Raw genomic sequence first — 24,619 nt, forward strand, 5'->3', positions numbered from 1 at the left:
ATTTCAGGATCCGTCATGGCATTAGTTCAACAATCTTCACCCCATGCCCACCATGCCCGACCAACGTCTCGGCTCATGCTGTGGGTTATGCTGGCGACCGTTCCGGGCCTGATCGCCCAAACGGCATTCTTCGGCTGGGGCAATCTGATCAATGTGATCTGGTGTGTGGCTCTGGCACTTGCCTCTGAAGCCGTCATTCTGAAATTGCGCAACAAGCCGATCGCGTTTTTTCTGAAAGACAACACCGCCGCCGTCACGGGTTTGTTACTGGGATTGTCACTACCCCAGTTTGCGCCTTGGTGGGTATCCGGCATTGCGGTCATTTCCGCCATCGTGGTAGCCAAACAGCTGTATGGTGGACTTGGCTCCAACCCATTCAATCCAGCCATGGTGGGCTACGCTCTGGTGCTGATCTCCTTTCCAGTAGCAATGACCACCAACTGGGCACAACCCGCTACCTTGTGGGCGGGTGCGCCTGGTTTTGGTGAGACACTGGCCACCATTTTTTCTGGCAGCCAAACCAGCATTGACGCTTGGACGATGGCGACACCGCTGGACGAGTACAAACATAAAATTACTACGCACACCGCCGCCGAAGTGTTGCAACACCCAACCTTTGGCGACCTGGTCGCACGGGGCTGGGAATGGGTAAACCTGGCTTTTCTGGCCGGCGGCCTGGTATTGATTTGGCTAAGGATCATCACCTGGCATATTCCCGTTGCGTTCCTGGCGGCTATTGCCATCATGAGTCTGGCGTTCGGCAACAACGCCGATCAATATGCGCCCCTGCAACTGCATTTGCTGGCAGGTGGTACCATGCTAGGCGCCTTTTTCATTGCCACAGACCCTGTGTCTGCAGCCACCAGTCACCAGGGTAAACTCATCTATGGCGCGGGGATTGGTGTACTGATCTATCTGATCCGGACCTGGGGAAACTACCCGGACGCGGTTGCCTTCAGCGTGCTGTTGATGAACTTTGCCGTGCCCTTTATCGATCACTACACCCCGCCGAGAACCTTCGGACACCACAAAGCCAGACGGGGCGTCCCCGGCAAAAGCGGAGGCTGACCCATGAATGCGATCACCACCTCCATCCGTCGCAGCGCCATAGGCCTTGGCCTGTTTGCCATTATTACCGGCGGCACCATTGCCCTTACCCAGGGCATCACCAAAGACAGAATTGCGGAACAAGCAGCCCGGGCAGAGGCCAGGGCACTGTTCGAGATTATTCCCGAACATCAGCACGACAACGATTTGTTGCGCGACGTAATTACTCTGCCTGCCAGTAATCGCCAACCAACACTTGGGCCGGTGAAGGTTTGGGTAGCAAGGCGTGACGGCCAACCCGTTGGCCTGATCATGCCGGCAGTGGCCCCCGATGGTTACTCCGGAGAAATCCGGTTACTGGTCGGCCTCGACCTGGAAGGCCGAATACTGGGCGTTCGCGTCACTCATCATCGGGAAACCCCCGGGCTTGGTGACCGGATTGAAACCCGAAAATCGGACTGGGTTTACGGGTTTGATGGCCGCTCTCTCGGCAATCCGCCTACCGATCAGTGGAACGTCAAGAAAAACGGCGGCGTGTTTGATCAATTCACAGGGGCGACCATTACGCCCCGTGCCGTGGTTAATGCAGTGCAGCACACCCTGACCTACTTCCGCCAGAACCGGGAGTTAATTCGGGAGCGCCTGAACGAGCCACCCTCACCCCGGAACAGACAACTGACTCCGGATGCCATCGCCGGCGAGTCCAACACTGCGGAGCACTCCTGATCATGGCCACAAAATCATCCAGCGACATTGTCAAAGAAGGCCTGTGGACCAACAACCCTGCGCTGGTTCAGGTGCTCGGGCTCTGCCCATTGCTGGCAGTCACCAGCACTGTCGTCAACGCGATCGGACTGGGTATCGCCACTCTCATGGTGTTGATCGGCTCTAACCTGTCGGTCTCCCTTATCCGCAATTTTGTTAACGAATCGGTGCGCCTGCCGGCGTTCGTGATGATCATCGCGTCTTTTGTAACCTGTGCAGAGCTGCTAATGCAGGCGTTCACCTACGAGCTCTACCAGATTCTCGGTATTTTCATCCCCTTGATCGTTACGAACTGCGCCATTCTGGGCCGGGCCGACGCCTTTGCCTCCAAGAACCCGCCCCTGCCCGCACTGCTTGACGGTGCCATGATGGGGTTGGGCTTTTTGGCAGTGCTGATCATTCTTGGCGGCATGCGCGAATTGATTGGCCAGGGCACACTGTTTGCCGACATGCACCTGTTACTCGGCCCGACCGCGACGGACTGGGTCATCCAGCCCTTTGAACACTACCCAGACATGCTGTTCATGGTGTTGCCCCCGGGCGCATTTGTCGGCCTTGGTTTGCTCATCGCACTGAAAAACGGCATTGATCACCATCTTAAAGATCGGCGGCTGGCAGCCCAACCGGCCCATGCTGGCGCTGGCAGTAAAAGGGTCAGGGTTACCGGCAATGTTTCCTGAGCCTAATGCCTGAACCCGACACTTGAGCCTGAGCCCGGACAACGATGAACAAAGATAAACGCACTGAAATCTTCACACGACTCAGAGACGAGAACCCCAACCCCACCACGGAGTTGAACTACAGCAATCCGTTCGAATTGCTGATTGCAGTGATTTTATCTGCGCAGGCTACAGATGTGGGCGTTAACAAGGCTACGGACAAGCTGTACCCAGTGGCCAATACCCCGGAAGCGATCTATAAGCTGGGAGTGGACGGCCTGAAGGAATACATCAAAACCATCGGCCTGTTTAACAGCAAAGCTGAAAATGTGATCAAAACCTGTCAGATCCTGGTCGAGAAGCACAACAGCCAGGTACCGGATAATCGTGAAGACCTGGAGGCGCTACCCGGTGTCGGCAGAAAAACCGCCAATGTTGTGCTGAACACAGCGTTCCGCCAACCCGCCATGGCGGTGGATACGCATATTTTTCGGGTCTCAAACCGAACCGGCATTGCGCCCGGCAAAAACGTTCTGGAAGTCGAAAAGCGACTGATGCGACTGATCCCGAAAGAATTCCTGATGGATGCTCATCACTGGCTGATACTGCACGGTCGGTACACCTGCACCGCCCGGAAACCGAAATGCGGAGCCTGCCTGATCGAGGATTTGTGCGAGTTCAGACAAAAACGGGATTATCAGTAAATCAGAGCGTTTTCGTTCTACAAATAACAGAAAAGCCGGCAAATGCCGGCTTTTCTGTGAACGCAGAGCTCTGTTGACACCTTAACGCTTGCCCAGCATTCGTTCTTTTAAGTCTTTCTGAGCGGGCCTATCAGATAACCAGATGCCGAAAAGGGCCTTCTTGAACTCTAGGTCGCCAACACTGTCACGCTGCTCTCCATTCTTGAAAACCTGCACGCCGATGTCTGGCAGGTACACCAAATCAAACACGTCGCCTTCCCGGATCTCTTCCTGAAACACTGCCATGAACTGGTCCACTTCAACCTGTATCCTGGACAGATCACCACCTGTAGCAGCTTTAAAACCGTCCATCGTGGCTTCTGTCATTCGTTCACTGGTAATCATGCCAGAGATAATGTGCAACGTAATGGCCTGAGGCTCATCAGCCACAATCACAGATTCAGCGTCATTCACTTTCTCAGGAACATAGAGACCACCAACGTAAAGATTCATGAACCATTTGGAACGCGTGCCGGCGCCATTGAGCTGAAGTTCATGCCCCATGGTAGAGTAGGTATCCGGTACGTCCACACCGCCAACATTCAAGGCGTAAGCCGGCATAGCCAGGCTACCGGCAAGCAGCAATATTGAAAAACCTGCCGTAAGCGTCTTCTTCATAATCCCTTCCTTTCGATCATTATTATTGAATGCGTCATCCGTTACCGGGCCGACTCCCACTCACCGGCCCGCGTCGCCATTCTAACAATGATAATTGCGGGGCAATCGCCACTTGGTTCTCATTTGCTGCCACATTCAACAAAAAAGCCGACCATGCTGCCATGGTCGGCTTTTACAGATTACCCGTCGCTGCTGGTTACTTGAACAGCAAGCTTCCAGACAGTCCTTCCTTCTCAAGAATCTCTCTGAGGCGGCGTAATGCTTCAACCTGGATCTGCCGGACCCTCTCACGAGTCAACCCAATTTCCTGGCCCACTTCCTCCAGGGTACTGATGGGATAACCCCGAAGCCCGAAGCGGCGCGAAAGCACTTCCTGCTGTTTGTCACTGAGCTGGTCAATCCACTTTTCAAGGCAGGAACACATGTTATTGTCCTGCAGGAGATCGGCCGGATCAGACGCGCCCTCATCTGCAACCGTATCCAGCAAGGATTTGTCGCTGCCAACACCAATCGGCGTATCCATCGACGCCACCCGCTCATTCAGACCGAGCATGCGCTTGACGTCTTGAACAGGCTTGTCCACCATCCGGGCAATTTCTTCTGCCGTGGGCTCGTGGTCAAGTTTCTGGGTCAGTTCGCGGGCAGCACGCAGATAAAGGTTCAGTTCTTTTACCACATGGATGGGCAAACGGATGGTGCGGGTCTGGTTCATGATGGCCCGCTCAATGGTTTGACGGATCCACCAGGTGGCATAAGTCGAAAAGCGGAAACCCCGCTCCGGGTCAAACTTCTCAACAGCGCGAATCAGACCAAGGTTACCCTCTTCGATCAAATCAAGCAGCGTCAGACCTCTGTTCACATACCGGCGAGCTATTTTCACGACCAGTCGCAGGTTACTTTCTATCATGCGCTTACGGCCAGACTCTTCACCCTTGCGTGCCAGACGCGCGAAGTAGACTTCTTCTTCCGGTGTAAGGAGGGGTGAAAACCCGATTTCGTTGAGGTAAAGCTGGGTGGCATCCAGCTGCTTGGCGCTGGTGTAATACTTACCCTTGGTGGGAAAATCGTCTTCGGCCACCGGTTCGTCTGGTGATGACTTATCCGGCTTGTCTTCTGCTAACTGATGCTCGTCTGCGTCTTCAATATCTTCAACGCGATCAATAATGATGTCTTCTTGCTCTGCTGACATTTTCTACCCCGCCTCTCAATAATCCTGTGGTCGCCCGAGACTTTTTATTATTGCGGACTGTTCCGGTGTTGGTTTTCTTCAGGACATTTGCTAGTTGGCTGGCAATCACAGTTGCCGTTATTGTTGTTCTACTTCGCGGTTCTTGGTCAGGCCTTCCGGGCAATCACATCGGAAACGTCCAGCTTCCTGTTTCTAGCGCTTTGGCAGGTATCTGGCTGGGTCAACCGGGTTTCCGTTCCTGCGAATTTCAAAATGCAGTATTGGCTTATCAGTACCAGAGCTACCTAATTCAGCGATCACCTGTCCGGCGTTAACATTCTCCCCCTCTTGCACCAAAATCTTGCGGTTGTGCGCATATGCGCTCAGGTACTGCTCGTTATGATTGACGATGATCAGGTTGCCATAACCCAGCAACCCACTACCGGCATACACGACGTTACCTCCTGATGCCGCTTTAACAGCATCCCCGGGTTTCCCGGCAATATCAATACCTTTATTGACTTTTCCTGACTCTGAAAAATTAGCAATAACAGTGCCAGAATGCGGCCATTGCCACTGGATGTTGCCGACCGTTTGGCTGCCAGTTGTTTGTCGCGCAGGTGGCGTTGTGGTCCTGGCGGGCGGCGGTGCAGCCGTTCGGGAGGGCGTCGGCGTGCTTGCCGATGGCCTTGGTGCCGCCGCCTGGCGAGACGGGGCTGGTGAGGTTGAGGCCTGAGCAGTCTGGCGTATGGTGCCCTTCTTATCCAGTCGGAGCACCTGGCCGACTCTGATAGTCCAGGGTGCCGACAGGCCATTGGCATCGCCCAGCTCGCGATAATCACGGCCATATCGCCAGGCAATGCCGTAGAGGGTTTCACCGGGTTTGACCACATGGCTTCCCCAGTAAACCGGAGGGTTGTAGAGGTCATCACCATAGATAGCATTGGTGTTACACCCGGAAAGCATCAGGCCAACCAACAGGCCAATCATGGCCAGTGCCCCTGTACGCTTGGAGGATAAACGCTGACACACGGCTTCCGAAACAGGCCAGGGCCTGAATGGAACAACAGCTTGGATGTGCCACTTTAGATACATCACGTAATAAAAAACGCCCTTTTATAATAAATCCATCTGAGAAACCGGTCTTAACAAAGCAGTTTCTCATGTTTCAGGACTAACTTATTAATATATTGCACGATTTATGAGCAATTCCAAGTTACTCTGCGCACAGGATTGTTACCGTCTGGAACAATCATGTTGTGCGCCGGGTAACACTTTTCACCCATTCAGCCCGGCCATCCTGTGCCGCCGCTCTGCGATCCGTCCGGACCATTCCAGCGTGAGCACCAGCAACACCCCCACCAACGCCATACCACACGCCAATAGAATCTGGGGGTCTTGGCCATACAGGCTCGCCCAGGTTTCAGGCCCCACCGGAGACTGACTGACCGCCACCCGCTCACCAGCGCTGTCGGTCCGCCAGCTCAAGGTTTCTTGCCAGGGCCAAACCCGGCCCAGCGCACCCATCATAAAGCCGGTCAACAACACCAAAACGGCGTCGTGGAAATGACGGAAGGCCAGCGTAATCAAACGGGCAACCGACAACAAACCGACCATGCATCCGGCAATAAACAAGCCCAGGTGAGCAACTTCAAAGGTCTTGATGGCTGCCAGCACTGGCGCATACATACCTATGATAAGCAGCAGAAAGCTCCCGGAGATACCCGGCAAAATCATCGCGCAAATCGCCAATGCTCCGGCACCGAAGAAGGCAAGACCAGATGGCGCCAACTCACTCGCAGGCAATGTCGTTATCCACCACGCAAACGCAATGCCTGCCAACAAAGGAAGCAGAAGTACTGCAGAGGCCCGGCGAACCTGCTGCCCCACGTGCCACACCGACGCAACAATGAGCCCAAAGAAAAAGCTCCAGATCAGCACCGGGTGGGTTTGCAACAACCAGGTAATAACAGAGGCCAGGCTGGCAACACTGGTGAGCACACCGGCCAGCAGGAAAGCCAGGAAGGTGCCATCCACAGACCGCCAGAAACCTGCAAAGTCGCCTTTCAGCAGTCGCTGTATAAAAGCGACGGGGGCTGCACTGATCGCTTCAAGCAGCCGAAAATAGATACCGGTAATAAATGCAATGGTGCCGCCAGACACACCAGGCACAATGTCTGCGGCGCCCATCGCCATGCCCCGCAAAAATACCGTTACAGGATGATGTTGGCGGGCTGTTACGCGCTCCCCGGGGTGGTCCATCAGCGAACCACTCCGCCAAGCAGCGGCACAAAGTGCACCGGTTCCAGTTCACGACGCTCGAAACGGTCACCCTTGCGGATAATCTCCACCAGAACCTGTTTGTACTCACCCACAGGCGCGATCAGAACGCCACCCTCATCCAGCTGATCCATCAACTCCTGAGGAACCTCAACCGGAGCCGCTGTCACGATAATGCCGTCAAACGGCCCCCGCTCGGGCCAGCCCATTCCGCCATCCGCATGCTTGAGCATGACGTTACGGATATTGAGCTGACGCAGGCGTTCTCGAGCGCGCTCCTGCAGGGGGCGAATTCGCTCAACACTGTAGACTTCTGCAAACAGTTGCGACAACACGGTGGTCTGATACCCGGACCCAGTGCCCAGCTCAAGCACCCGGGCTGGCTCATGGGCCAGCAACAACTCCGTCATACGGGCTACTGTATGAGGCTGAGACAGGGTCTGGCTGTAACCGATCGGTAACGAAGTGTCTTCATAAGCGCGATGGGCCAGGGCCTCATCCAGAAAGATATGCCGAGGTACCTGACCGATAACTTCCAAAACCCGGTCTGACTCAATGCCAGCATCGCGCAACCGCTGCACCAGGCGCATTCGAGTGCGCCTTGACGTCATTCCGATGCCTTCAAGCTGAGCACTCATGCCTGCGTACCCTCCAGGCCGGGTAAGCCGTCTACCCACTCCCGGAGGCCAGACAGTGACTCATGACGGGTCATATCAATTTGAACCGGGGTAATCGAAACATACCCTTCACGCACGGCGTGAAAATCCGTTCCCGGTCCGGCATCGCCGCCACGGCCTGCGGCGCCAATCCAGTAACGCTGTTTGCCCCTTGGGCAGGTCATCGGGACTGCGCCTTCAGCTCGCTCCCGATGCCCAAGGCGAGTCACCCGAAAGCCGGACAACTCACTCCAGGACACATCAGGCACGTTCACGTTCAGAATCGAGCGAGGCCCAAGAGACAACGCTCGCGTGCTTTCCAGCAGCATCCGCACTACGCGAGCCGCTGTTTGATAGTGGAAATGGCCATTATTCACTAACGAGACAGCAATCGCGGGCAGACCAAGATGACGGCCTTCGGTGGCTGCGGCTACGGTGCCGGAATAGATGACGTCATCGCCAAGATTAGCGTGGGTATTGATCCCCGAAACCACACGGTCAAAGGGTTCATTGAACAGTCCGTTAACCGCAAGATGCACACAGTCTGTCGGCGTACCGTCCACCGAGTGAAAGCCGTTAGGGTGATCTTCAACCGTCAACGGACGGCTGAGTGTCAGTGAGTTGCTGGCACCGCTGTGATCACGGTCCGGCGCAACCACTTCAAGTTCACCCAGCCCCTGAAGACCCTCGTAAAGAGCCACCAGCCCGGGTGAATGCACGCCATCATCATTCGACAACAGAATACGCACAGTGTTCTCCGCTAGCTTTATCGCTTGTTATCACGGCTGAGGCTCATGTCCTGCAGCTCAAAAATATCACCCAGCACCGTCGTGGCGTACTGCCCTGGCGGAAGCAAAAATTGCAGCCGCAGGGTGCTTTGGTCCAACCATTGCCAATGCAACTGTTCTGGCCGGGTCACCAAGGCACGTCGTTCAGGTTTCATTCGGGTACTTAAAAACAGCTTTTCAAATTCCGGATGTTTGGCAACAACCGCTCGCTCAAACAGCGCGAGGTCTTCACTCGCACTGGTGCCACCATCACCCCAGAGTGGGCCGGTGGGCTCACCACTCGCTTCAGGCTCCCCAGGCAGGCAAACATACCAGCTGCCTGCACAGACTCGCTCTGCCAGCACTTCGTTAAATAGCCAGGAACGTGCCGCCGAAAAGTACAATACGTTTTTCGAACCGCTTCCGCCACCGCCACGGCGACCACCTTTTTTCCGGTTCAACCGGGACGGGTCAAGATTCACCGCCCGATCCAGGTTGCCACCCTCATGACCAAACCGCTGCGGCCCAAAATAATTAGGCGCTCCCCGCTCAGCCAGCACAGCCAATGCCTGCTCCAACGTCGCCGGATCTCCGGAAACCTCGCGAAGCACCAGGTCAAAGCCATTGTAACGATGCTCGCCCCGACGGAGCTTGCGGGCATGGCGATGGCTGCCCAGTACCGGCCAACGCTCGGCAATGGTGGCCAGAAGCTCGGCGTCTCTGGCTTCCCGGCCCGGACAGTAAAGACTGAACCACTGCACCGTGACCGCATGACGGTCTTTCAGACCACAAAAACCCACCTCAAAAGCTTTACAACCCGCCAGTGCGGCCAACTCCTGAGCAACGTACTCTGTGTTGTCGCCGGTTTTCTCTATACGCACGCACAGATGCTCACCAGCTCCCGAAGAGCCCGTCCCCGGCGCTTCAAACTCTGGCCACAGCTGCTCAATCACCCGGAAATCCTCCGGCGAGGTTTTCAGCAGGGCTTTACCTGGCCGCATTCCAGATGATGTCGGCCAATCCAGCCGCCAGCGAGGAGCCCCCTCTACCGCACTCACAGACTCACCGGCTCAAGCAAACACACTGCCTGACAGGCAATACCCTCACCCCGGCCAGTAAATCCCAGTTTTTCAGTGGTAGTCGCTTTAACACTCACACGACTGACCGGAACACCAAGATCTTCAGCAATATTGAGCCGCATGGCTTCTGCATGAGGAGCCAGCTTCGGAGACTGGGCAATGATCGTAGTATCGACATTCACCACCGCAAAGCCTTCGTCCAACACCCGCTGCATCACCCGCCGCAAAAGGTCTCGGCTATCCGCTCCGGCCCACTCATCACTGGTATCCGGAAACAAATGACCGATATCACCCAGCGCCGCCGCGCCCAGCAAAGCATCCGCTAACGCATGCAGCAGCACATCACCATCCGAATGGGCTTTCAGACCATGACTGTGGGGAATCTCAACACCCCCTAAAATGACAAAATCGCCCTCACAAAAGGCATGGACATCAAAGCCCTGGCCAATACGCATGATCGTCTCCGAAACCAGACAGGAAGTTACATGGAGAGGAAAGCCCTACTGCCGGCCAAGAATAAACTCGGCCAGCGCCAGGTCCGACGGCACCGTAATCTTGAGATTATCCGCCCGGCCTTCCACTAAAGCCGGCAGTTTACCGGAAAACTCCATGGCAGAGGACTCATCAGTCACCGCATGGCCATTTTCCAGTGCAGACTCCAGCGCTGCCCTGAGCGCGCCGAACCGAAACATCTGCGGAGTCAACGCCCGCCAGAGCCGGCGCCGATCCACCGTCTGCTCCACCTCAGGCTGATCTCCCTCAGCCGCCAGCTTCAAAGTGTCCGCCACTGGCGCAGCCAACAGCCCGCCGACGGGATGCTCGAAAAGGGTATCGATCAGATTGGAAAGATCATGCGCGTCCAGGCACGGCCGCGCGGCATCGTGCACCAGCACCCAGTCACTGTCATTAGCCTGCTCCGACAGCGCATGCAATGCCGAGAGCACCGAATCCGCTCGTTCTTTACCACCGGTGCAACTCTGGATTCGATCATCCTTAGCCGATTCACTATCGGGCCACCAATGATCCGCCGGATTCAACGGCACCATACAACCTTTGAACGACGCGTTATCCAATAAACGGGAGAGCGTGATATCGAGAATGAAACGATTATTGATCTTGAGGTACTGCTTGGGGCATTCAGCGTTCATGCGCTGACCAATGCCAGCGGCAGGGATAACAAGCCAAAGTTCAGGATTTGTCATAGACGGCTCTGCACACAGTACGGGGAGCACCGGGGCCCTTCTTTCCGGGAATGTCGAAGGCCAAGGATGGCCTGAGAGAAGCGCACATGGATGTGCTCGTAGCGGTTCCCGGAAAGAAGGACCCCGGTGCTCTATGCACGGAATTTAGTTCTCGACGACCAAGAAAAAAGTCTCGTCTTCACGAATAAGCCCGAGGTTCATCCGGGCACGCTCCTCTACCGCCCCCTGCTCATTACGAAGATTACGCACCTCTGCATAAAGCCGGTCATTACGCCCAGCCAACTCGGCATTCTCTGCTCGCTGCTCCGCAATCGCCTTCTCCAGCGACCAAACCTGAGCAAAGCTACCCTCCCCGACCCACAGGCGAACCTGCAGCAGGAGAATCAGCACTACCAGAATGGCCCAAAGCGTTTTCATGCCAGATTAGCTCAGAAAATAACCAGAATTAAAGTCAGCGTTGAAGATCAAGTATAGACCTTATAGTAGATTAGCAACAACTTCATGTAAGTCACTGTGCAAAAAGGCCATCGTTTCCAAATTTTCATCCGGAACGCGATGGCCTTAACATTTTGTTACCTGCCAACAACCACCAGCAGGCCAGGGATCGTCGCTAAAGCTTAACCTTGACCCTTGATTTCACGCAGCCCCAGATAAGGGGCCTTGCCTTCCAGCGCCTCTTCAATCCGCAGCAACTGGTTGTACTTGGCAACACGGTCAGAGCGGCATAAAGAACCGGTCTTGATCTGGCCCGCGCAGGTCGCTACCGCCAGGTCCGCAATGGTAGTATCTTCGGTTTCACCGGAACGGTGAGAAATCACCGCCGTATAACCGGCATCCTGGGCCATCTTGATGGCATCCAGAGTCTCGGACAAGCTGCCGATCTGGTTAAACTTAATCAGGATCGAGTTACCCACACCCTTCTCAATACCCTGCTTCAGGATCTTGGTGTTGGTGACAAACAGATCGTCGCCCACCAACTGGACCTTGTCGCCCAGCTTGTCGGTCAACACCTTCCAGCCATCCCAGTCGCTCTCGTCCATGCCGTCTTCAATAGACACAATCGGGTAGCGCTCGCACAGGCCCGCCAGATAATCGGCAAAGCCTTCGGAATCGAAACTCTTACCTTCACCAGACAGGTTGTACTGGCCGTCCTTGTAAAACTCGGAAGACGCGCAGTCCAGAGCCAAGGTGACATCTTTGCCCAGCTCATAGCCCGCATTTTCAACCGCTTCCTTGATCACCGCCAGAGCAGCCTCATTGGACGGCAGGTTCGGCGCAAAACCGCCCTCGTCGCCAACAGCGGTGTTCAAGCCCTGAGCCTTCAGTACTTTTTTCAGGCTGTGGAAGATCTCGGCACCCACGCGCAGCGCCTCGGCAAAGCTTTTCACGGACACCGGCTGGACCATGAATTCCTGGATATCGACGTTGTTGTCGGCGTGCTCACCACCATTCAGGATATTCATCATCGGCACCGGCATGGAGAACTCACCAGAAGTGCCGTTGATGTCTGCGATGTGTTCGTACAACGGTTTGCCCAGTGAAATGGCAGCAGCCTTCGCGGCGGCCAGAGATACCGCCAGAATCGCGTTCGCGCCCAGGTTGGCTTTGTTCTCGGTGCCGTCCAGATCAATCATGATCTGGTCCAGGCTACGCTGATCTGCTGAATCCCTGCCCACCAGGGCATCACGAATCTGGCCATTGATTGCAGCAACCGCTTTGCGAACACCTTTACCGAGGTAACGGGACTTATCACCGTCGCGCAATTCCAGCGCCTCGCGGGAACCGGTAGAAGCACCGGAGGGCGCACACGCACGACCCAGGGTGCCGTCCTCAAGAATCACATCCGCTTCTACTGTCGGGTTACCGCGCGAGTCCAGAACTTCACGAGCTTTGATGTTGGCAATCTTGGTCATGCGGAAATTTCTCCAGATTTTCTGTATCTAAACGGTTCAAGTTATAAGTTCAGCCTAGAGCAGGTGGGGGATGACTTTCCGAAACTGTGCGGAGCCATGGATGGCGGAGCCCAAGCGTCACATGGATGTGCCGAAGGAGCGTGTTTCGGAAAGCCATCCCCCACCTGCTCGTACTCCCGAACAGGACAAAAACGAACACCGCCAATCAGGCGGTGTCGATAGGTTTAAAACTCTTAACAAGATCATCCACTGCTTTCACCCGCTGAAGGAATGGCTCCAGCTGGCTCAGGCGCAGGGCGCAAGGGCCATCGCATTTAGCCTGATCCGGATCAGGATGCGCCTCCAGGAACAACCCGGCCAGGCCCTGCGACATACCCGCCAGCGCCAGGTCGGTCACCTGGGCCCGTCGTCCGCCCGCAGAGTCAGCTCGCCCGCCAGGCATCTGCAACGAGTGGGTGACATCAAACATCACCGGCACGTTCATCGACTTCATTATGCCAAAGCCCAGCATGTCAACCACCAGGTTGTTATAGCCGAAGCTGCTGCCACGTTCGCACAGAATCACCTTGTCGTTGCCGGCTTCCTCGCACTTGGTGATGATGTGCTTCATTTCCTGAGGCGCCAGAAACTGGGCTTTCTTGATGTTGATCACCGCACCGGTTTTGGCCATGGCAACCACCAGATCGGTCTGCCGGCTGAGAAACGCCGGCAACTGGATGATGTCGCACACCTCGGCAGCCGGCGCCGCCTGCTCCGGAGTGTGAACATCCGAGATAATGGGAACACCAAACCTGCTCTTGATGTCCGCCAGTATCTGCAAACCTTTATCCAGACCGGGGCCACGGAAGGAGTTCACGGAGGAGCGATTGGCCTTGTCGAAGGAAGCCTTGAACACATAGGGGATGCCCAGCTTGCGGGTGGCTTGCACGTAGGCTTCAGCCACGTCCATCGCCAACTCGGCGGATTCCAGTACGTTCATGCCACCAAAGAGCACGAAGGGCCGATCATTGGCAACTTCAATACCGGCGACGTTGACCATGCTCTGCGCCATGCTCAGGATCCTTTCTTGTTGGCCAGTGCTGCCTCAACAAAACCCTTGAACAGCGGATGGCCGTCGCGGGGTGTCGAGGTGAATTCCGGGTGAAACTGGCAAGCCACAAACCACGGGTGATCCGGCACTTCCACCACTTCCACCAGCCGGCCATCGGTCGAGCGGCCGGAAATCTTCAGGCCCGCTTCTTCCAGCTTCGGCAGGAAGTGGTTATTGACCTCATAGCGGTGGCGGTGACGCTCACGAATGGTTTTCTTGCCGTAACAGGCCGCAATAGTCGAGCCATCGGTCAGCACGCAATCCTGTGCGCCCAGGCGCATGGTACCGCCCAGATCTGAGGCTTCGGTACGCGCTTCCGTGTTACCACTTGCATCCAGCCATTCGGTAATCAGGCCAACCACTGGGGCCGGGCTATGCTCGCGGAACTCGGTACTATGAGCATCTTTGAGGCCTGCTACGTTACGGGCATACTCGATCACCGCAACCTGCATGCCAAGGCAAATGCCCAAGTAAGGAACCTTGTTTTCACGGGCGTACTGTACCGCGCGAATCTTGCCCTCAACGCCACGCTCACCAAAACCACCCGGCACCAGAATCGCATCGGCGGATTCCAGCACACAGGTGCCGTCACGTTCGATGTCTTCGGAGTCGATATAGTTGATATTGACCTTGGTAAGGGTTTTGATGCCCGCGTGCAGCAAGGACTCAATCAGGGATTTGTAGGCCTCAAGAAGCTCCATGTACTTGCCGACCATAGCGATGGTGACTTCGTGCTGCGGATTCATCAGTGACTCCACAACCTCGTCCCACTCGCTCAGATCTGCCTCACGGGCTTGCAGGTTGAAGCGCTCGATCACCAGCTGATCCAGACCATACTCGTGCAACATGCGTGGAATGGCGTAAATGGACTTGGCATCCTGCAACGGAATGACCGCCCGCTCTTCCACGTTGGTGAACAGGGCAATCTTGCGACGGGAGCTGATATCAACTTCGTGATCGGACCGGCACAGCAGGATGTCCGGCTGCAGACCGATGGAGCGCATTTCTTTGACCGAATGCTGGGTCGGTTTGGTTTTGATCTCGCCAGCGGTCGCAATGTAAGGCACCAGGGTCAGGTGCATGAACAAGGCGCGCTGGGGGCCCACTTCCACCTTGAGCTGGCGGCAGGCTTCGAGGAACGGCAACGATTCGATGTCGCCCACGGTGCCACCCACTTCAATCATGGCTACGTCCGAGCCAGCAGCGCCCTCAACGACACGGCGCTTGATCTCATCGGTGATGTGGGGGATGACCTGGACGGTGCCGCCCAGATAATCGCCACGACGCTCTTTGCGGATAACTTCTTCATACACACGACCGGTGGTGAAGTTATTGCGCTTGCTCATGGGGGTACGAATAAAGCGTTCGTAGTGGCCCAGATCGAGGTCGGTTTCCGCGCCATCTTCGGTGACAAATACCTCACCGTGCTGGAACGGGCTCATGGTGCCGGGGTCCACGTTGATGTACGGGTCCAGCTTGAGAATAGTGACCTTCAGGCCGCGTGCCTCGAGGATGGCTGCCAGTGAGGCAGACGCAATACCTTTCCCCAAGGAGGACACGACACCGCCGGTGACGAAAATATAACGCGTCATGCAGATTCCGTGATTATCTGGTTCGGTGAAGGAGGGAGATTGTTCATCTCAAGATGGGTCGCCAGACTACCAGAAAGCACCCCTCTACTCAATCACAATCCCTCTCCACGATCAGCCGCCAGCCGGCGGCAGGGGCGCTTCCCGAGTATTGTTCAGAACACCACAAATCGCCAACGGCGATCAGCTCACTGATTCCCTGCCCGTGCCGGTAAACCAGCGGCAGCAAAGCTCTCTCCCAGGGCGGCACGCCCTGCTCCTGCAGCCAGGTTTTTAAGGCGCGTGACGGCTCTGCAGCAGCCAAGCGTAACCGTTCGCCGCCTTGCCTCGTAGATACCCGTATTGGCGGCGGTGTGATCTTTGGGTTAGCGGCCGAGAGTTTTGGCACCAATTGCAGCCGCCAAGGTCCCCATTGGAGTATCCGACCGGGAACAAGATCCGCTGTCGAATCCGGAACGCCTAGGTTCGGCACCAGGTAAAGATGCGCCCGATAACGCCGAAGGCTGAAACCCTCTCCCCGGATTTCAGGGACCCGGTCTTCACCAGCGTTCAGCATGCTTTGCAAGGCCTTATCCCAGTCAGACAACGCCGGTACCCGCCACCCCTGGCGGTGAATCCACCAACGCATCAGATTAGTTTGCTCGGCTCCGCTCAAGCCCTGAAAGGGCTCAAGTTTCAATCGACCGGCATCTGCACAGCTCCGCCACTGAAGTTCTGCCAGCCGCTGATTGAGCCATTCGCTCTCGCCACAGGCACGAGCCGTACGAGCCATCCGCTTGAGCAGTCCCGGCCAACGGGATTTCAGGCCCGGCAAGACACTGTGGCGCAGATAGTTGCGATCAAACGCCAGGCTGGTATTGCTCGGATCCTCTACCCAGGCCATACCCGAAGCGCGCGCCATCTGCTCCAGTCGTTCACGACTGACCTCCAGCCATGGACGAAAAAGCCACCCGCGACCCAGAGGCCTAGTGCCGGGCATACCCGCAAGACCGTGAACACCTGTTCCTCGGAGCAAACGAAACAGTACTGTTTCAGCCTGATCATCACCATGGTGAGCCATCAGTATCAAATCGTTATCACCTAATCGATTTTTGAATGCCTGGTAGCGGGCGCTTCTTGCGGCGCCTTCCAGCCCGCCGGCCCCGGTGTTGGCAAGGGCCACATCAACCCGCTCCACCACCAATTGCACACCCAGTCGCGCGCACTCATCCCGGCAGAACTGCTCAGTTTGTTCATGGTTTGGCTGGAGCTGATGATTGACGTGTAAGGCAGTGACATCAGGATGACAGGCCGCTGCAACCTGCAGCAACAAAGCCGAATCCAGGCCGCCACTAAAGGCGACCCAAAGTCTCGTGTACTCGGGGAGTGAGCAGACTGGCCCAAGCAGGTCGTCAGGCCAGCCGGGGGGCTGGATGGCGTTACCGCCCGCCTTCATACTTGGTTAGACGTTCATAACGGCGGGAGACCAGCTCATCCAGCGGCAGCCGGCTTAGCTCAGCGACACCTTTCGCCAGTCGCACCTTCAAAGTTTTTGCCATTTCTTCGGGGTTCCGGTGCGCACCACCAAGAGGCTCGTCAATCACATTGTCGGCAACGCCCAACTCTTTCAGGCGCTGGGCGGTTACACCCATGGCCTCCGCCGCCTGGGCCGCATATTCCGCACTCTTCCACAGGATAGACGCACAACCTTCTGGAGAGATCACCGCGTAGGTGGAGTACTGCAACATATTCAACTGGTCGCACACACCAATGGCCAGCGCGCCGCCGGAACCGCCCTCACCAATCACCGTAGAAACGATCGGCGTCTTCAGACGAGACATCACCGCCAGGTTAAAAGCGATGGCCTCACTCTGGCCACGCTCTTCAGCACCAATGCCCGGATAGGCACCCGGTGTATCAATAAACGTGAGGATCGGCATCTTGAAGCGCTCAGCCATTTCCATCAGGCGCAACGCCTTACGGTAACCTTCCGGGCGCGGCATGCCAAAGTTACGCTTGACCTTGTCGCGTATTTCACGGCCTTTCTGGTGGCCAATAACCATCACCGGCGTATTGTCCAGACGGGCAGTGCCACCGATGATGGCCTGATCGTCCGCGTAGCGGCGGTCGCCGTGCAATTCATCGAAATCATCAAAAATCAGATCGATGTAATCCTGGGTGTAGGGCCGGCGGGGATGACGCGCCAGCCGGGCTACGTCCCAGGACTGCAGATCAGAAAAGATGGTCTCAGTCAGGCTGACGCTTTTCTTTTTCAGACGACTGATTTCATCGGTAATGTTGATGTCGGTGTCGTTACCAACCATGCGAAGCTCTTCAATTTTGGCTTCAAGATCGGCGATTGGCTGTTCGAAATCCAGGTAATTAGGGTTCATGATGTTCCATCATTTGATTGCCAGGCAGGCTCAAACCCGCCATAACCAGAATTTGGGACAAAGATAGCAGCGCAAATCACGCAACTAAAGCGGACATTGGTATTAATCATAGACCAGTTCTACAGACTGGTCGCCCACCAGGTGTTTCAGCTCGAACAACAAGTTGTCATCGGGCTGCACCCGCCAGGACTCACCGAGTTCAATGCGAGTTCGAGCCTCCGCACTGCTGTATTCAATCCAGACCGGACTGCCATCATTACGGAACGGACGCAGGGTTTCGTCCAGCTTGTCCAGCAGGCCATTCTGCAGTTGCTCCGAGTGCAAGGCCAACCGGATACCCCGACTGAACTGCTGCCGAGCGGTGGCTACATCCATCACTGAGCTTACCCGCATTTTCATTTGCCCTGAGTAATCGTCGTGACTGACCTGCCCTTCCACAACAATCACCTGGTCCGATTGTAACAACTCCCGGTTCTCAAAAAAGGCCTCAGAGAACAGCGTAGCTTCAATACGGGCGCTGCGATCGTCCAGTGTGATGAAGCACATGGTTGAACCAGTGCGGGTTTTCATTGTGCGTTGGGCCACCACCAGACCAGCCACCCGTTGGGGTGACTTATTGGGCTTGAGGTCGGCAATGGACGACCGCACAAACCGCCGCACCTCTCTTTCGTATTCGTCGAACGGGTGTCCCGTGAGGTAAATGCCGAGGGTGTCTTTTTCGCCTTTAAGACGCTGTTTTTCAGGCCACTCACGAACCCCGGCCACATCCTCGTAGGGGTCGCTATCTTCTCCGCCTTCCAGCATTTCCCCAAACATGTCGACCATACCGACGGCATCATTCCGGGATTGTTGGCCGGCCTGCTGCACGGCCTTGTCGATGCTCGCCATCAGTTGGGCACGACTGGCACCCAGTTTATCCATGGCGCCCGCGCGAATAAGCGCTTCCATGGCGCGCTTGTTGACCTTCTTCAGGTCAACCCGGCGGCTGAAATCGAAGATATCGAGGAACGGTCCGCCCTCTTTGGCGGCCGCAACCACACTGTCAATCGGGCCTTCACCCAAACCTTTGATGGCGCCCAAACCGTATATAATCTGTCCTTGATCGTTCACCGTGAAAGTGTACTCAGACCGGCTAACATCGGGAACCAGAAGGTCAAGCTTCATATTCCGGCATTCTTCGACCAGCGTCACCACCTTGTCGGTGTTCTGCATATCGGCGGTCAAAACTGCCGCCATAAACTCAGCCGGATAATGAGCCTTCATCCAGAGAGTCTGATACGACACCAGGGCGTAGGCAGCCGAGTGAGACTTGTTGAAACCGTAACCTGCGAACTTTTCCACCAGGTCGAAGATGTTTTCGGCCAGCGTTTTATCAATGCCGTTTTTGGCACAGCCATCCAGGAAGAACGCCTTTTGTTTTTCCATTTCTTCAGGCTTTTTCTTACCCATCGCCCGGCGCAACATGTCCGCGTTACCCAGGCTATAGCCAGCCATCACCTGAGCAATCTGCATAACCTGCTCCTGATACAGGATGACACCGTAGGTAGGCTCCAGTACCGGTTTCAGGCCGTCGTATTGATAATCCGGATGCGGATAAGACAACGGCTGACGACCGTGCTTGCGGTCGATGAAGTCATCCACCATGCCGGATTGCAAAGGCCCCGGGCGGAACAGCGCTACCAGGGCAATCATGTCTTCCAGGGAGTCTGGCTGCAGGCGCCGGATCAGGTCTTTCATGCCCCGGGATTCCAACTGAAATACCGCAGTGGTCTCGGCTTTCTTGAGCAGCTCGAAGGAGCGTTTGTCATCCAGCGGGATGGCAGCTATGTCCAGCTCTCCTTCTCCGCGCTCCTGCCGGCGCGGGTTGATCATGTGCAGCGCCCACTTGATGATGGTCAGCGTCCGCAAACCCAAGAAGTCGAACTTAACCAGCCCGGCCTCTTCAACATCGTTCTTGTCGAATTGGGTAACCAGGCTGCCGCCCTCATCATCACAGTACAGCGGCGAAAAATCGGTAATCTTGGTGGGCGCAATGACCACACCCCCGGCGTGTTTACCGGCGTTACGGCACACCCCTTCCAGCTTCAGGGCCATTTCCCAGATTTCCTGGGCTTCTTCGTCCTGCTCCAGAAACTCCTTGAGTTGGGGCTCTTGCTCAATGGCTTTGCTGAGCGTCATGCCCACTTCGAACGGGATTAGTTTGGAGAGCTTATCAGCAAGGCCGTAGGACTTGCCCTGAACCCGCGCCACATCCCGCACCACCGCTTTGGCGGCCATGGTGCCGAAGGTGATGATCTGGGAGACGGCCTCGCGGCCATACTTCTGGGCGGTGTATTCGATGACCCGGTCGCGGCCTTCCATGCAGAAGTCGACGTCAAAGTCGGGCATGGAGACCCGCTCCGGGTTCAGGAAACGCTCGAACAGCAGGTCGTATTCCAGCGGGTCCAGATCGGTAATCAGCAGTGCATAAGCCACCAGGGAGCCGGCACCCGAACCACGGCCCGGACCCACCGGCACGCCGTTGTTCTTGGCCCATTTAATGAAGTCCATCACGATCAGGAAGTAACCGGGAAACCCCATCTGGGTGATGATATCCAGCTCGAAATTCAGGCGCTGGTAATACTCGCCGCGCTTTTTCTCGTAGTCCGGGTCGTCCTTGGGCAGGGTAACCGCCAACCGGGCTTCAAGCCCTTCCTCGGACACTTTGCGAAAATACTCATCGATGGTGAGACCGTCAGGAATCGGGTAGTTCGGCAGGGAGTACTCGCCAAGGGTAACATTGACCGTGCAGCGCCGGGCAATTTCGAGGGTGTTCTCCACCGCTTCCGGAATGTCCGAGAACAGCTCGATCATTTCCTCAGGGCTGCGCAGATATTGCTGCTCGCTGAAACGGCGATCCCGGCGCGGGTCGTCCAGGGTGCGGCTTTCACCAATGCAAACCCGGGCTTCATGAGCCTCGAAATCATCGGCTTCCAGAAAGTGCACATCGTTGGTAGCCACCACCGGCAGGCCCATTTCTCCAGCCAGCTGCACGTTCAGGTGCAGGCAGTCCTCATCGCCCGCTCGCTCGGTGCGCTGCAGTTCCAGGTAATAGCTGTTCGGGTATAGGTTCATCCAATAACGGGCGCGCTCCCGGGCCAGCTCCGGCTTATCCGCCAGCAGAGCCCTGCCTACATCGCCCATTTTGGCACCCGAGAGGGCTATCAGGCCACGGGCACGGGCCTCCAGCCAGGCTTTCCGGATAATCGGCTTGCCGTACCGCTGACCCTCGGTGTAGCCCAACGAGATAATTTCGGTAAGGTGACGATAGCCTTTGTCATCTCGCGCCAACAGAGTCAGCCGGAAAGGGTTTTCAGGCTCTTCCGGGTTTTCAAGCCACAGATCGGCACCGATGACCGGCTTCACACCCGCGCCCATTGCCGCCTGGTAGAAACGCACCAGCGAACACATGTTGGATTGTTCCGTGAGCCCGACCGCCGGCATGCCCAGTTCGGCCACACGCTTGATCAGTGGCTTGACTCGTACCAAGCCATCTACCATGGAGTATTCCGAATGCACGCGAAGATGTACGAAGGTATTTGCCATCATCTGTTGCCAATCAGTGTACGGATATCGTCTTCGGTCTGGGGGCCGAAGAGTGTTTCAACAAGCTTGCCATTTGGGCCAACCACAAACGTGGCGGGCAACGCCATCGGCATCTTCCAGCCAAACTCTGGTGCCGGGTCTCGGCCCAGCATCGTGAATTCAATGCCCATGCGATGGCCAAGCTCTTCCAGCGCTTGCCCTTCGATGCCATCAAAATTAACGCCCAGCACCGTAATGTCCGGCGCCTTGTCGAGATGATTAAGCTCTGGAATCTCCTCCAGGCAGGGCTTGCACCACTCAGCCCAGTAGTTAACCAGAACCCATCGGCCTCGGTAGTCGTCCCAGTTCACCAGGATACCATCGGACCGTTCAAGCTCTGTTCTTTCGCAACCGGACAGAATCAGGGTCATGCTCAACAGGGCAAACACCAGCCAGCGCCGGCGGAGCAGAGTCGGGGTCAGTCGAATGGACAGGGTCCGAGGGTACTGCAAGGGATATCCTCCTGTTAGACTACGGTCCACAAAATAGACCGAAGTCATCACTGTAAGCCGGGCATGACCATGACAGAACCAACCCGAATTTTCCACAACCCGCGGTGCTCGAAATCTCGCCAGACCCTTGAGCTGCTTAAGCAAAACGGTGTCGAACCGGAGATTATACGCTACCTGGAGACACCACCAACAGAGCAAGAACTGTTACAGATTCTTGATCTTCTGGATTGCGAACCCCGTACATTAATGCGCACCAAAGAATCCGAGTACAAAGAACAAGGGCTGGACAACCCCGAACTCACCAGGGCTCAGCTGATCAGGGCCATGGTAAGCACCCCCAAGCTGATCGAACGTCCCATTGTGCTGGCCAACGGAAAAGCGGCCATAGGAAGACCCCCAGAGAATGTTCTGAACATTCTTTAAGCCAGCCTCAGGAGCAGACATGAGCGAGCCAACACCCTACATCCTCGTACTTTACTATAGCCGTAATGGTCAAACCGCCGAGATGGCCAGCCAGATAGGTCGGGGCGTGGCCAGAGTGGCGGGTATTGAAGCAAAGATCCGGACGGTTCCGACGGTATCGGAGAACACTATCGCCAGCCTGCCTCCGGTACCCGACGTCGGCGCGCCATACGCCACACGAGATGAACTGGCCAATTGCGCCGGTCTCGCCCTGGGTAGCCCAACCCGCTTCGGCAATATGGCGGCACCGCTCAAGCATTTCCTCGACAGCACAGGCGATCTCTGGCTGAACGGCAAGCTTTCGGGCAAGCCAGCCGGGGCCTTTACCTCAACCGGCAGTCTGCATGGCGGCCAAGAAACAACCCTGCTGACCATGATGATGCCGTTGCTGCACCACGGCATGATATTGTGCGGCCTGCCCTATTCCGAAAGTGCCCTGAGCGAGACTACGACCGGCGGCACGCCATATGGCCCCACCCATTGGGCCGGCACCGGAGCACAGAACCCACTGAGCGATCACGAAAAAACCCTGTGCCAGGCTTTTGGACAGCGCCTTGCAGGCCTGGCGACAAAACTGGCGGACTGACCCAGCTCTTAGATACCCACTGACCAATCCGGATAACCCTATGCTCCACAACGACAAAGCCAAAACCACTGCCCGCCTGACCATTGCGCTTTATCTGGGCGTGCTCGCGACACTACTGATAACCACATTCTACCCGGCGCCCGTAGAAGGGGTGTCGTTAACGCTGATGCTGTCCGTCAAACTACTGCCCTTACTGGCCTTTGCCGTACCGGTCTTCCGGGGCCACAACCGTGGCTACATCTGGCTGGGGTTCGTGGTGATCTTCTACTTCACTCAAGGTGTTGTGTCGGCCTGGCTCAGCCAGGGCGCAGTCGGCCCGGTCATTCTGACAATACTAACGTTCCTCCTGTTCAGCGTGGCCATGGTTCATCTGAAAGTTAACCGCCCGGTTGCCCACTGAGAGTGCAACAGACCAGACATTAACCCAGATGACCGAGCCCGAGCACACCAGGCCCACGCTGCCACACAGGCAGCCATCAACCCGGTCGCATGCCACATTGACCCAGCAGTTCCTGCCAATGCCGGGTGTGCTGCATCATGGCCTGATCAAGCTGCCGCCAGATGCTGATGTCGGACTGATCCGACAGATGGCGTTGATACCAGTGCTCAAAGCTCTCGGGCATAACCTCCCGCTGTTGGTCCGCCAGCTCAGCCAAAGCTACAATCAACGAATCCCTGGCTCTGCTGACATCGCTCATGTATGGCTGAACTTCACCGATGTAAATATTAAAGAAAAAATTACGGACAATGTCTGACTGATTATTAGGACGGCTGTTCAGACACAGAGGCCGCTCATCCAGCCGCGTTTTGATCATGTCACTGCCTGCATTCAAGCTGGCAATCAGTAGGCGGGCACTGTTGATGATCTGGCCAGCACGGAACTCGGCTTGCCAACGCTGATGGATACGGCCCAGATCGTCCAAAGATACGTCAAGCTGCTGCGCAGCCAACGCCGACACAGCCTGATTCATCTGCCCCAGATCTCGTGTCAGGTCAGACACCACATCGGACTCCGACGCCACCGGATAGAAACCTTTAGACAGAGTCAGTAAGCGCTCAACCTCCTCGACACCCCAGGTTGCATTCCACACAGCGATGGGGAGCGAGGCCCGTTTGCTTTCGATTGCGCCAAGCAAGGTCTGCTCAAGACCTTCGTCCTCCACCTGCGAGAGGCAGTCTTGCGCAGCCCGGATAAACCGAATCTCATAACGAAGCCGATTCAGCGGCTGCATCACCCGGCCCATAACCGAGTTTCTCTCCCCGACTACGTACTGCAATTCACAACCGTACAACGACATAAAGTCAAGCATGCCCAACTCAAGGTCGGGCATATCCAGTACACGTTCACGGCGGCGGGGAGGCGTCGAAGCATCGGGCAGGGTATTGGGAATAGCGACCACAGGCGTGTCGAGCACCCGACCAAGGCGCTCCAGGTACTCCTCCATCATGGGCTCGGCGTCACCAAAAGGGTTGCAACCAGCCAGTAGCAGGGCACAGATACCCGGAACCAGCCATTGCAGCAGTGGATGTCCGGGCATTGTCTAACC

25 protein-coding genes are annotated in these 24,619 nt (G+C 56.2%); 7 read left to right on the forward strand and 18 right to left on the reverse strand.

From position 1 onward, the window contains the following. Positions 1–15 precede the first annotated feature (15 nt). The 4 genes from rsxD to nth are packed head-to-tail and all read left to right on the forward strand — an operon-like array spanning position 16 to position 3,175. Complete coding sequence (rsxD, locus tag IBX51_RS03775) at positions 16–1,068, forward strand: electron transport complex subunit RsxD (protein WP_291828844.1); 1,053 nt, start codon at positions 16–18, stop codon at positions 1,066–1,068. 3 nt (positions 1,069–1,071) lie between these two features. Continuing rightward, entirely contained in the window at positions 1,072–1,773 is a 702-nt protein-coding gene (rsxG, locus tag IBX51_RS03780; protein ID WP_291828846.1) for an electron transport complex subunit RsxG, read from the forward strand. 2 nt (positions 1,774–1,775) lie between these two features. After that, on the forward strand, positions 1,776–2,492 hold the full coding sequence (locus tag IBX51_RS03785; RefSeq protein WP_291828848.1) for an electron transport complex subunit E: 717 nt from the start codon (positions 1,776–1,778) through the stop codon (positions 2,490–2,492). Between the two features lie 44 nt (positions 2,493–2,536). Further along, positions 2,537–3,175: an endonuclease III gene (nth, locus tag IBX51_RS03790; protein WP_291828850.1), complete on the forward strand. Its 639-nt coding sequence runs from the start codon at positions 2,537–2,539 to the stop codon at positions 3,173–3,175. A gap of 81 nt (positions 3,176–3,256) precedes the next feature. Here the strand turns inward: nth and IBX51_RS03795 are convergent, their stop codons facing one another. The 17 genes from IBX51_RS03795 to IBX51_RS03875 form a co-directional block, all read right to left on the reverse strand. Continuing rightward, positions 3,257–3,832: a chalcone isomerase family protein gene (locus tag IBX51_RS03795; protein WP_291828852.1), complete on the reverse strand. Its 576-nt coding sequence runs from the start codon at positions 3,830–3,832 to the stop codon at positions 3,257–3,259. 196 nt (positions 3,833–4,028) lie between these two features. After that, positions 4,029–5,021: an RNA polymerase sigma factor RpoS gene (rpoS, locus tag IBX51_RS03800; protein WP_291828854.1), complete on the reverse strand. Its 993-nt coding sequence runs from the start codon at positions 5,019–5,021 to the stop codon at positions 4,029–4,031. A 192-nt stretch (positions 5,022–5,213) separates the two neighbouring features. Next, a complete protein-coding gene (locus IBX51_RS03805; protein WP_291828856.1) occupies positions 5,214–5,990 on the reverse strand; it encodes a peptidoglycan DD-metalloendopeptidase family protein in 777 nt (258 codons plus the stop codon). Positions 5,991–6,278: 288 nt separating this feature from the next. Continuing rightward, entirely contained in the window at positions 6,279–7,262 is a 984-nt protein-coding gene (locus IBX51_RS03810; protein WP_291828858.1) for a DUF368 domain-containing protein, read from the reverse strand. Continuing rightward, positions 7,262–7,918, reverse strand: a complete 657-nt coding sequence (locus tag IBX51_RS03815; RefSeq protein ID WP_291828860.1) for a protein-L-isoaspartate(D-aspartate) O-methyltransferase — start codon at positions 7,916–7,918, stop codon at positions 7,262–7,264. The genes IBX51_RS03810 and IBX51_RS03815 overlap by 1 nt, the downstream gene beginning before the upstream one ends. After that, positions 7,915–8,685 carry a 5'/3'-nucleotidase SurE gene (gene surE / locus IBX51_RS03820; protein WP_291828862.1) on the reverse strand — a complete coding sequence of 257 codons (771 nt, stop codon included), beginning with the start codon at positions 8,683–8,685 and terminating at the stop codon, positions 7,915–7,917. The genes IBX51_RS03815 and surE overlap by 4 nt, the downstream gene beginning before the upstream one ends. A gap of 17 nt (positions 8,686–8,702) precedes the next feature. Continuing rightward, positions 8,703–9,761 (reverse strand): tRNA pseudouridine(13) synthase TruD, encoded by a 1,059-nt coding sequence (gene truD, locus IBX51_RS03825; protein WP_367166335.1) that lies wholly within the window; start codon positions 9,759–9,761, stop codon positions 8,703–8,705. Continuing rightward, the gene (gene ispF, locus IBX51_RS03830) at positions 9,758–10,237 is read right to left on the reverse strand and encodes a 2-C-methyl-D-erythritol 2,4-cyclodiphosphate synthase (RefSeq protein WP_291828864.1); all 480 of its coding nucleotides are present in this window, start codon (positions 10,235–10,237) and stop codon (positions 9,758–9,760) included. Before ispF ends, truD begins: the two co-directional genes overlap by 4 nt. 45 nt (positions 10,238–10,282) lie before the next feature. Next, the gene (gene ispD, locus IBX51_RS03835; protein WP_291828866.1) at positions 10,283–10,984 is read right to left on the reverse strand and encodes a 2-C-methyl-D-erythritol 4-phosphate cytidylyltransferase; all 702 of its coding nucleotides are present in this window, start codon (positions 10,982–10,984) and stop codon (positions 10,283–10,285) included. Between the two features lie 144 nt (positions 10,985–11,128). Further along, on the reverse strand, positions 11,129–11,401 hold the full coding sequence (locus IBX51_RS03840) for a septum formation initiator family protein (RefSeq protein WP_291828867.1): 273 nt from the start codon (positions 11,399–11,401) through the stop codon (positions 11,129–11,131). A 200-nt stretch (positions 11,402–11,601) separates the two neighbouring features. Continuing rightward, entirely contained in the window at positions 11,602–12,897 is a 1,296-nt protein-coding gene (eno, locus tag IBX51_RS03845; protein ID WP_291828869.1) for a phosphopyruvate hydratase, read from the reverse strand. A 205-nt stretch (positions 12,898–13,102) separates the two neighbouring features. Then, a complete protein-coding gene (kdsA, locus tag IBX51_RS03850) occupies positions 13,103–13,948 on the reverse strand; it encodes a 3-deoxy-8-phosphooctulonate synthase (RefSeq protein WP_291828871.1) in 846 nt (281 codons plus the stop codon). 2 nt (positions 13,949–13,950) lie between these two features. After that, positions 13,951–15,579 (reverse strand): CTP synthase, encoded by a 1,629-nt coding sequence (locus IBX51_RS03855; protein WP_291828873.1) that lies wholly within the window; start codon positions 15,577–15,579, stop codon positions 13,951–13,953. Positions 15,580–15,667: 88 nt separating this feature from the next. Continuing rightward, positions 15,668–17,011, reverse strand: a complete 1,344-nt coding sequence (gene tilS / locus IBX51_RS03860; RefSeq protein WP_291828874.1) for a tRNA lysidine(34) synthetase TilS — start codon at positions 17,009–17,011, stop codon at positions 15,668–15,670. Beyond that, positions 16,995–17,948, reverse strand: a complete 954-nt coding sequence (gene accA, locus IBX51_RS03865; protein WP_291828876.1) for an acetyl-CoA carboxylase carboxyl transferase subunit alpha — start codon at positions 17,946–17,948, stop codon at positions 16,995–16,997. Before accA ends, tilS begins: the two co-directional genes overlap by 17 nt. A 102-nt stretch (positions 17,949–18,050) precedes the next feature. Beyond that, positions 18,051–21,533 carry a DNA polymerase III subunit alpha gene (gene dnaE / locus IBX51_RS03870; protein ID WP_291828918.1) on the reverse strand — a complete coding sequence of 1,161 codons (3,483 nt, stop codon included), beginning with the start codon at positions 21,531–21,533 and terminating at the stop codon, positions 18,051–18,053. Next, positions 21,533–21,943: a TlpA disulfide reductase family protein gene (locus tag IBX51_RS03875; RefSeq protein WP_291828920.1), complete on the reverse strand. Its 411-nt coding sequence runs from the start codon at positions 21,941–21,943 to the stop codon at positions 21,533–21,535. Before IBX51_RS03875 ends, dnaE begins: the two co-directional genes overlap by 1 nt. A gap of 150 nt (positions 21,944–22,093) precedes the next feature. Between IBX51_RS03875 and arsC the strand changes: the two genes are divergently transcribed. The 3 genes from arsC to IBX51_RS03890 are packed head-to-tail and all read left to right on the forward strand — an operon-like array spanning position 22,094 to position 23,472. Beyond that, complete coding sequence (arsC, locus tag IBX51_RS03880) at positions 22,094–22,447, forward strand: arsenate reductase (glutaredoxin) (RefSeq protein WP_291828878.1); 354 nt, start codon at positions 22,094–22,096, stop codon at positions 22,445–22,447. A gap of 19 nt (positions 22,448–22,466) precedes the next feature. Continuing rightward, entirely contained in the window at positions 22,467–23,072 is a 606-nt protein-coding gene (wrbA, locus tag IBX51_RS03885) for an NAD(P)H:quinone oxidoreductase (protein ID WP_291828880.1), read from the forward strand. Positions 23,073–23,112: 40 nt separating this feature from the next. After that, positions 23,113–23,472, forward strand: coding sequence for a DUF2069 domain-containing protein (locus tag IBX51_RS03890; protein ID WP_291828882.1), 360 nt, complete (start codon positions 23,113–23,115; stop codon positions 23,470–23,472). 76 nt (positions 23,473–23,548) lie between these two features. Here IBX51_RS03890 and IBX51_RS03895 read toward each other — a convergent pair whose 3' ends face one another. After that, entirely contained in the window at positions 23,549–24,610 is a 1,062-nt protein-coding gene (locus tag IBX51_RS03895) for a DUF3080 domain-containing protein (protein ID WP_291828884.1), read from the reverse strand. Between the last annotated feature and the right edge of the window lie 9 nt (positions 24,611–24,619).

Origin of the sequence: Marinobacter sp. (assembly GCF_014859525.1) — a bacterium.
Classification (GTDB): domain Bacteria; phylum Pseudomonadota; class Gammaproteobacteria; order Pseudomonadales; family Oleiphilaceae; genus Marinobacter.